At 65.1% G+C, this 7,262-nt stretch carries 6 protein-coding genes and 1 pseudogene; 3 read left to right on the top strand and 4 right to left on the bottom strand.

Features of this window, described 5'->3' with window-relative positions:
- Nucleotides 1-185: 185 nt before the first annotated feature.
- Nucleotides 186-1,609 (top strand): IS3 family transposase gene (locus ACFVJ3_RS44755; RefSeq protein WP_378458190.1). Its coding sequence is split into 2 segments (ribosomal slippage): nt 186-533 and nt 536-1,609, totalling 1,422 coding nucleotides; the frame shifts between segments, so codons are not numbered across the junction.
- Between the two features lie 811 nt (nt 1,610-2,420).
- Nucleotides 2,421-2,693 (top strand): annotated as a pseudogene (locus tag ACFVJ3_RS44750) (ATP-binding cassette domain-containing protein); the annotation flags it as partial.
- A 135-nt stretch (nt 2,694-2,828) separates the two neighbouring features.
- Here the strand turns inward: ACFVJ3_RS44750 and ACFVJ3_RS44745 are convergent.
- Entirely contained in the window at nt 2,829-2,966 is a 138-nt protein-coding gene (locus ACFVJ3_RS44745) for a hypothetical protein (protein WP_378458188.1), read from the bottom strand.
- A gap of 424 nt (nt 2,967-3,390) precedes the next feature.
- Here ACFVJ3_RS44745 and ACFVJ3_RS44740 point away from each other — a divergent pair, with 424 nt between their 5' ends.
- A complete protein-coding gene (locus ACFVJ3_RS44740; protein WP_378458187.1) occupies nt 3,391-4,074 on the top strand; it encodes an FHA domain-containing protein in 684 nt (227 codons plus the stop codon).
- Nucleotides 4,075-4,575: 501 nt separating this feature from the next.
- Here the strand turns inward: ACFVJ3_RS44740 and ACFVJ3_RS44735 are convergent.
- The 3 genes from ACFVJ3_RS44735 to ACFVJ3_RS44725 form a co-directional block, all read right to left on the bottom strand.
- Complete coding sequence (locus ACFVJ3_RS44735) at nt 4,576-4,902, bottom strand: hypothetical protein (protein WP_378458186.1); 327 nt, start codon at nt 4,900-4,902, stop codon at nt 4,576-4,578.
- 97 nt (nt 4,903-4,999) lie between these two features.
- A complete protein-coding gene (locus ACFVJ3_RS44730; protein WP_378458185.1) occupies nt 5,000-5,443 on the bottom strand; it encodes a hypothetical protein in 444 nt (147 codons plus the stop codon).
- Between the two features lie 492 nt (nt 5,444-5,935).
- Nucleotides 5,936-6,817: a hypothetical protein gene (locus ACFVJ3_RS44725; RefSeq protein ID WP_378458184.1), complete on the bottom strand. Its 882-nt coding sequence runs from the start codon at nt 6,815-6,817 to the stop codon at nt 5,936-5,938.
- Nucleotides 6,818-7,262 lie beyond the last annotated feature (445 nt).

Raw genomic sequence — 7,262 nt, 5'->3', positions numbered from 1 at the left:
TCAGGGTAAGTAAGTGCTCACCTGCCGGGGCTACAGCACCGAGTCTGCCCTACTGACTGGACCCGGTAGCTCCCATTAGGGTGAGTTGAGTCCAGTGGTTCACAGCAACCCCGCCTGAAGGGCGAGATACGGATCAACCCGCGATGACGATTTCTCCCACGGTTCTGGTCGAGGACCATGGCCGGATGGACCCCTCGCACCCACGCGCCGCCGGCCCGCAGCGACGACGCGCCTTCAGCGCCGCCGACAAGCTCGCCCACCTGACTGCCTATGAACAGGCCTGCGAGAGCAACGGCGGAGGCGCGTACCTGCGCCGCGAAGGCCTGTACTCGTCCCTGATCAGCGAGTGGCGCAAACAACGTGATGCCGGCGTCCTCAACGGCAAGAAGCCCGGCGACAAGATCGGCAAACTCACCACCGAGCAGGCCGAGATCGCACGCCTCAAACGCGAGTTGGAGAGAGCGAACAAGCGACTGGCCACCACCGAAACCGCACTGGAAATCATGGGAAAAGCACATTCGCTCTTGGAGCAACTCTCCGAGAGCGCGGATGTGGACGAGCAGCGCAAGAAACGTTGATGCGCACCCACCACGAACTCACCGATTCCGGTGTAACAACAAGGGATGCAACCAAACTGACGGGGATCATTCGATCCACCGCGGCACGGGACAAGACCCGGCCCGCGGCACCGGATCCGACCGCCGCTGCAGTCACGCGCACCCCGGAGAACAAGCTCACCGACGCCGAACGCCGGACTGTCCTCGACGTTCTCGACAGTGACCGGTTCGGCGACCGAGCCCCGGCCGAGGTCTATGCCCAACTCCTCGACGAGGGCATCTATCTTTGCTCGGTCTCGACGATGTATCGGATCCTGCGCGAAAACGCGCAGGTCACCGACCGTCGACGGCAGGCCCGCCACCCCGCCCGGGCCTGTCCGGAACTGGCGGCGACCGGACCGCGGGAGGTGTACTCGTGGGACATCACTAAACTTCCAGGCCCAGTCAAGGGCACGTATTTCGACGCGTACGTGATGATCGACATCTTCTCCCGCTACATCGTCGGCGCCCACGTCCAGACCCATGAGTCGGGGCTACTCGCTGCCGAGATGATGACCGAAACCTTTGCCGTGCACGGAATACCGAACGTCGTGCACGCCGACCGGGGAACCTCGATGACCAGCAAGACCGTCGCCACCCTGCTCGCCGATCTCGAGGTCACCCGCTCGCATTCTCGGCCGCGAGTATCCAACGACAACCCCTACTCGGAGTCACTGTTCAAGACCCTCAAGTACGGCCCGGCGTTCCCGGAGCGGTTCGGGTCCATTCACGATGCACGAGAGTTCATGGACTCGTTCGTCCATTGGTACAACCACGAACATCGCCATACCGGCATCGGCCTGCACACCCCCGCCGACGTGCACTTCGGACTTGCCGCTCGAAAGGCCGACGAACGCGCTGCAGTGCTCGCTTCGGCCCGGCTCGCGCATCCCGAGCGGTTCGGCACAACCGGTACCCCGAAGATCCTCGACCTGCCGACCGACGCCTGGATCAACCAGCCCGTCGCCGACTCCGAGGAGGCCGAACCCGCCGCGGATCAGCCCGCCGCATAACACCCGTTGGACTCAAACACCTTGACAAGTTCCGGGCAGGAGAACGCAATTATGTGGCACCACACTATTTCAAATTTCGACAAGGGCAACTTATGATATTTGCGTCTGCGCAGAGGCGGTTGGGGCATTGGAATCGTTGCACCGGTCACCGATTCAGGAAGCATCGCGGCGGCGTCCACCCACAGAAGCCACCGCCAGGGTCGCTGGAACGCCGGAGCCGTCACACAGCTCATCACCCGGCCATCCCGGATGGAAGCGCGACGCCGTCCGACCCGAAGTAGGTGCCACAGACCCCGCGGTCCATGCGCCGAACAGCAATCGACGACTTTGCCGCCGTTATGGGCGTTCACCACCGCTCCGCCGGTGGCGCGGCGTTCACATCCGGGTCCGACACCGTCCAGACGGTGAGGCCTTCGAACACCGCACAGGTCCAGCTTTCCGTCGGTCAGTCCAGAGGACCGGCCCCACGACCGCGGGCCGCCCATCCGGTTCCAGCGTCCGGGCTGCTCCAGCGATGCTCGATCCGAGGACGAACACGGGTGCGACTGCGGCAGAAGGGATGGCCACGCGACTTTTTCATCGTCTCATTGGCCAGGGCGGCATTGAAGCCGCGGTACTCGGAGATCCCGAGGACCTCCGTTCCCGATGAGAACGATGGTCGCCCACGGGGTTGTGTCGAAATATCTCCACATGGGTCGAAATCCGTCACACCTGACTGTCGGTGACACTCTGGTTTATGGATCGGCTCGGCCGGTAACCGGGCTGGGTGGGTTTCTCATCCGATCGTCCCGCGCGTACGGTCGCGATGTCAGGCGACCGCATCGGGCTGGTCGGCCGCAACGGTGCCGGCAAGACGACCACCCTCCGCATCCTCGCGGGGGAGGGGGAGGCATACGCGGGTGCCGTGGTGCGCACCGGCGATCTGGGGTACCTCCCGCAGGACCCGAAGGAAGGCGACCTCGACGTCCTCGCGAAGGACCGAGTGTTGTCCGCGCGCGGACTCGACTCGCTGCTGCGGGACATGGAGAAGCTGCAGATCCTGATGTCGGAGGTCGTCGACGGCGCCGAGCGCGACGAGGCACTGATGCTGTAGCTCGGTGAACCTTGCACGAAGGGGATGCCGTTTCGAGCACACTCCCGGCGGCGCGGTCTCACCGGGGCGCGGGACGGTGGGCGTCCCGGTGACTGTGATCGTGTCGGGCCACACGCGGAACCGTCCTCACCAGCGGTGCGCCACGTCGATCACCACCCGCGCGGCGCTGTCGGGTCCGTCCAGCGTGAACACCAGGAACGGCAGGCGGGCGCGCCCCCCGCGCCCGATCGTCGTCTGGCCCTCGAAGCTGCCCGTGAACGCCACGGCAATGATTGGGGGGCCGCCGAATTTTCACCAGACCCGGGACGCGGCAACGCGCGCGGACAGGGCTGGAGTGCCGGTCGAGCGATCGAATGCCGCCGACCAGGGGGATCGGGTGTTCACACCCGTGCAGCCGGGCACCCCGGCTGGCGGTGGATGCGCGCGGTCGCGTCCCGAAGAGATGACCGGGCGGGCCGCGCTCGGACCGCCGCATTTCCCTCCGGCCCTCGACGGTGCCGGATATCCCGGTGGTGCGGGCCGAGGTGGCACGGTGTTCATCGAATTCACCCCAGGGTGGCGGTTTCGTACCCCCGGGGATGAGCGAATCCGCCCACCAGGGGACGAAGATTGACAGCAATTCCCCGAGTAGCCCATTCCGACCGCCGTCGGAGGCCCTTCATCCCCGACGGGATCACCGGGAGGTGCGATGTTCCCCCGCAACCACGACACCGGGCCCGATTCAGGCCCCGACGACGCGTCGGCGTGGGCAGCGGTAATCGGCCCCGCCGACGCGCCGTGCCTGCTGTACGCCGACCGCGGCGTCAGGCGGCGGCTGGTGCTGTCGGTGAACACGCCGCGGGTCGTCATCGGGCGCAGCCCGCACGCCGACGTCGCGTTGACCGCGGATCCGACGGTGTCGCGGCTGCACGCCGTCGTCGAGTGGGCGGGCAGCCATTGGACGATCGTCGATGGCGGATTGTCCCTCAACGGCACCCGCGTCAATGGCAGACCTCTCACCGGTTGGCGCCGACTGCGAGCGGGCGACCACGTCCGGATCGGCAGCTCGTTCGTGAACTACCACGCCCTCGACCCCACCAGAGCGGTCGACACCGGCAGCCCGGCCGACCCACCCCTCCACGCGGTCACCGACGCGGAACGGGGGATTCTCGACACCCTGTGCCGACCGTATAGACAGAACGCGCTCTTCGCGTGTCCGGCGTCGAACTCGCAGATCGCCGACGAGTTGCACCTGTCCGAAGCCACGGTCAAGACGCATCTGCGCGCATTGTTCGCCAAATTCGGTGTCGAGGACCTACCTCAGAATCAGAAACGAGCCCGCCTCGCCGAGCACGTCCTCCGCAGCCGCCTCGTCACTAAACGCGAGCGGTGACGCGCCCACGGCCTGCCTCGACGCCGCGGCCGCTGAAGAATCGGCACGGCAGGAAACCCGTGTGAAATACACTATCCCGGGCTCCGGCGGGGTTCTGCCCGCCCCGGAATCTCGGTGCGACTCGACAGGCACACGGGCCGGACTCACGTCCTACAGGCTTCTGTCAGGTAACGCGCGTGGGCATCACCGCCTCGATGCCGTCGGCCCGGAAGCCCCGCCGTGCGGCTGTCGCCTCGCCAGGCGCCCCCGCAGGCACTACACCGAACTCCGATCGTGCGGAATCGGCCCATCCCGCTCCCGTCGGCGAGGGTGGCGTCGATGCGGATCGAGCCGAGATCGGTGTTGGTGGCCGGGTCGACTGCCGTGGCCGTGTGGGTGGACTTGTGAGGATACCGATGACGATCATGGAGGACGGTTCCCTTCTCTGCCGGGATTGGGGATCCGCGGAGGGCAATACTTCAAGTACCTCTCACAGCAGCTTGGGGTCACACCTCTCTCCAGTCACTCCGCGAACGTGGATCGGAAGGGGCGACGTGTACGCCCGCGGACCGGGCGTCGCCGGCGCAGCCCGTTGGCGTAGGCCTGCCCGAACTTGGCGCACCACCGGCGGATCGTCTCGTAGCTGACCGCGACACGGCGTTCGAGCATGAAGTCCTCGACCTCCCGGAAGCTGAGTGGGAACCGAAAGTGCAACAACACACAGTGGTTGATGATCTCGGTCAGCTGACGGTGGCCCTTGTGCGACGGCATAAAGGTGCGTACCCCACCGATTTCCAGTTGCCGCGAGCTCATCAACGCGACAGTGCCCTCCTGCTTGCGCAACTGCACCAAGTCGTCCTCGAGTTCGGCCGGACGATCGGCCGCGACAGGCGCGGTGAAGCAGTCCGGCCCTGGTCCACCTCACCGGACGCCGAGGCCAGTCCGCTCAGGGCTCGCCGACGACAGGAAATCTCAACTCAATCTCGGAGACCTGGGATAGCCAAGTCGGCAAGTGGGCCTGGTCGAGATCGTGTGGTTCGAACGCCAGCCGGTTGCCGACGCCGGGCTGGTCCATCACCTCGCCGGACACGTCGAGACCCCCGTTCGGGGTACATGTGATCGACAGGGTGATCCAGTCCTCCATGTTCTGGAGGACAGCTGCACCGAACAAGTTGTCGTCGATGAACTTCAGTCCCTCACTGAATTTGTGGATCTCGTCGGTGCGCAGATTCGCAGTGATGTTGGCCGTGAAGCCGCCGGCGCGCACCCTGAGGGTCGAGCGAACCCAGTTTCCATCCCAGTAGTCCGTGGCACCAGGATTCGCACGGCCGAGCACCACGATTGCGAGATGGTCGGCATCGAGAGAGCCGAGTACGAGGCTGGGTGTCACAGCCCGATCATCTCAGGCTTGCCCGGTCGATGGCATCCGGGCTGCGCCGGCGAGGGCACCGGTCGGGGTGGGGTTACGACTGCTGTTGATACGCACGGGTGCCAGTAATCGGTGGCCGTCCATCGCCAGGGGACGGTCTACCTGGTGGTTCCTTGCGTGCCGGGCGGCGGAGACGGTCGTCGGTGTCGGTGAAAGCCAAATCGTCGAGGGCGACCGCCCGCCCCGAATGTCGCCGAAGCGCGACAGATCCATTCGCGGTTGACCGCCGCGGCGCGGTGCCCATCAGCTGTGGATGTTCAACCGGCGAAATGCAGCCCAGCCGCTGCGGTGTGGTGATGTGGTGCGTTCATGACGCTTCGGTCCGGTATCCGGCGAGGCGAGTATGCGCCGGGACCGCACAACCGGCCGCGTACAACCGAGCCCACCCGGCCGCGGCCGGGTGGACCCGTCGAGCCTATCGTTCGATTTGTGCCGGCCCTGGCGTTCGGGCGATCAGAGGGTGATCTGTGTCGAGGCCTGCGCGGGCTTTGCCGGGTTACTGTTCTCCCACAGGAAGGTGTATGCGCCTGGCGTGGGTTCGTCCATGACGAAGACGATCCACTCGCCTTCGATCTTGCTAATCGAGGAGACGTTCTCGGAGATGAATCCGCCGCGTTTGTCGCCCCGACCTGACTGGCCGTCCGGTCCTGTCAGCTCGAAGTCGCCGGGGTTGACATCGGAGAAGCCGCCGGTCGAGCAGCGCCCGCAGTTTGCGTTGATCTTGACCCAGACCTCGTGCTTGTCCTTCTCGCCGGGCTGGTAGCTCGGCCAGAGGAACGCCTCGTCCAGGGCAATTTCCATGTCCGTGCCGAATGTCATCCCGACCGGGATGCCCCTGGGCTCGATGCTCTCGACGTCGTCGTGTTCGGCTAGCGGGATTCGGGTTTGGTTCTCGTCGGCCTGGCCGTAAACGAGGACGACGCTGTCGACGACGTCGTCGACGTCGGGTGCGTCCGACGGGGTCTTCATGGAGGCGGTCGCCGTGCCGGACGCTTGTCCACCACCAGCGATCTCGGGACTGTCGAATGACAGCTTGACGACCGCGCCGTCGACTTCGAGGTAGGCCTTGTCGGTGGGGGTGTGGCTGACACCGACCAGGTTCTTGTAGTTCAGGTCGAAATCGAGTGTCGTCGAGGCATCGTCCGAGTTCGCGGTCACCTTGTCGACGGTGATCTCGAAGCCATCGTGCCACCCGATCTTGTCGATCTCGCGCTCGAATGCCGACTGGTTACCTTCCGATGTGGGTTCGGCGGCCGAGGCTAGTGCGGGGAGTAGGAGAGCTGCGGGTACGACAGCACTGAGCAGAAGAGCCGAGCGAAGGGAGTTGGGTCTCACGACGATTCTTTCTTTGATGGGGGAGGGTTTTCGTGCTGATCTACGCCTATTAGCTTCTCGCGGACAGGCTCGGGGATCTTCGACAGTGGGGTGGAAGTTCCTCACCCCCGATGGTGTTCGTGCGCCCGCTCCCTGCGCATCCACGACCGATCGCGCCATGGGTGTGGACGCACAGAACGCGATCCTCTACTTCCGCTCACCCTCGAGCGAGTCCGATAACGACGGGCCTGCGGTGGGTCTGCGGCGGAGCGCCCGATGTCCTGAGTGATCCCGTTGCCAGTGCCATCGTACCGAAACATTCACTACACCAATTATTTTGGAGACCAACCATAAATCGGTCGAAGGGTGTATGTGCCAACGGGTTCGGTGACTCCGGCAGGCAACAGGGCGGAGCGTGCATCAATGCCTTGCCTATGCAGGGGTGAGGAACTTCAGACCTGCCGAG

This window comes from Rhodococcus sp. NPDC127593 (assembly GCF_042671975.1).
Taxonomy (GTDB): domain Bacteria; phylum Actinomycetota; class Actinomycetes; order Mycobacteriales; family Mycobacteriaceae; genus Rhodococcus_F.
This window is presented reverse-complemented; position numbering and strand designations above follow the sequence as displayed.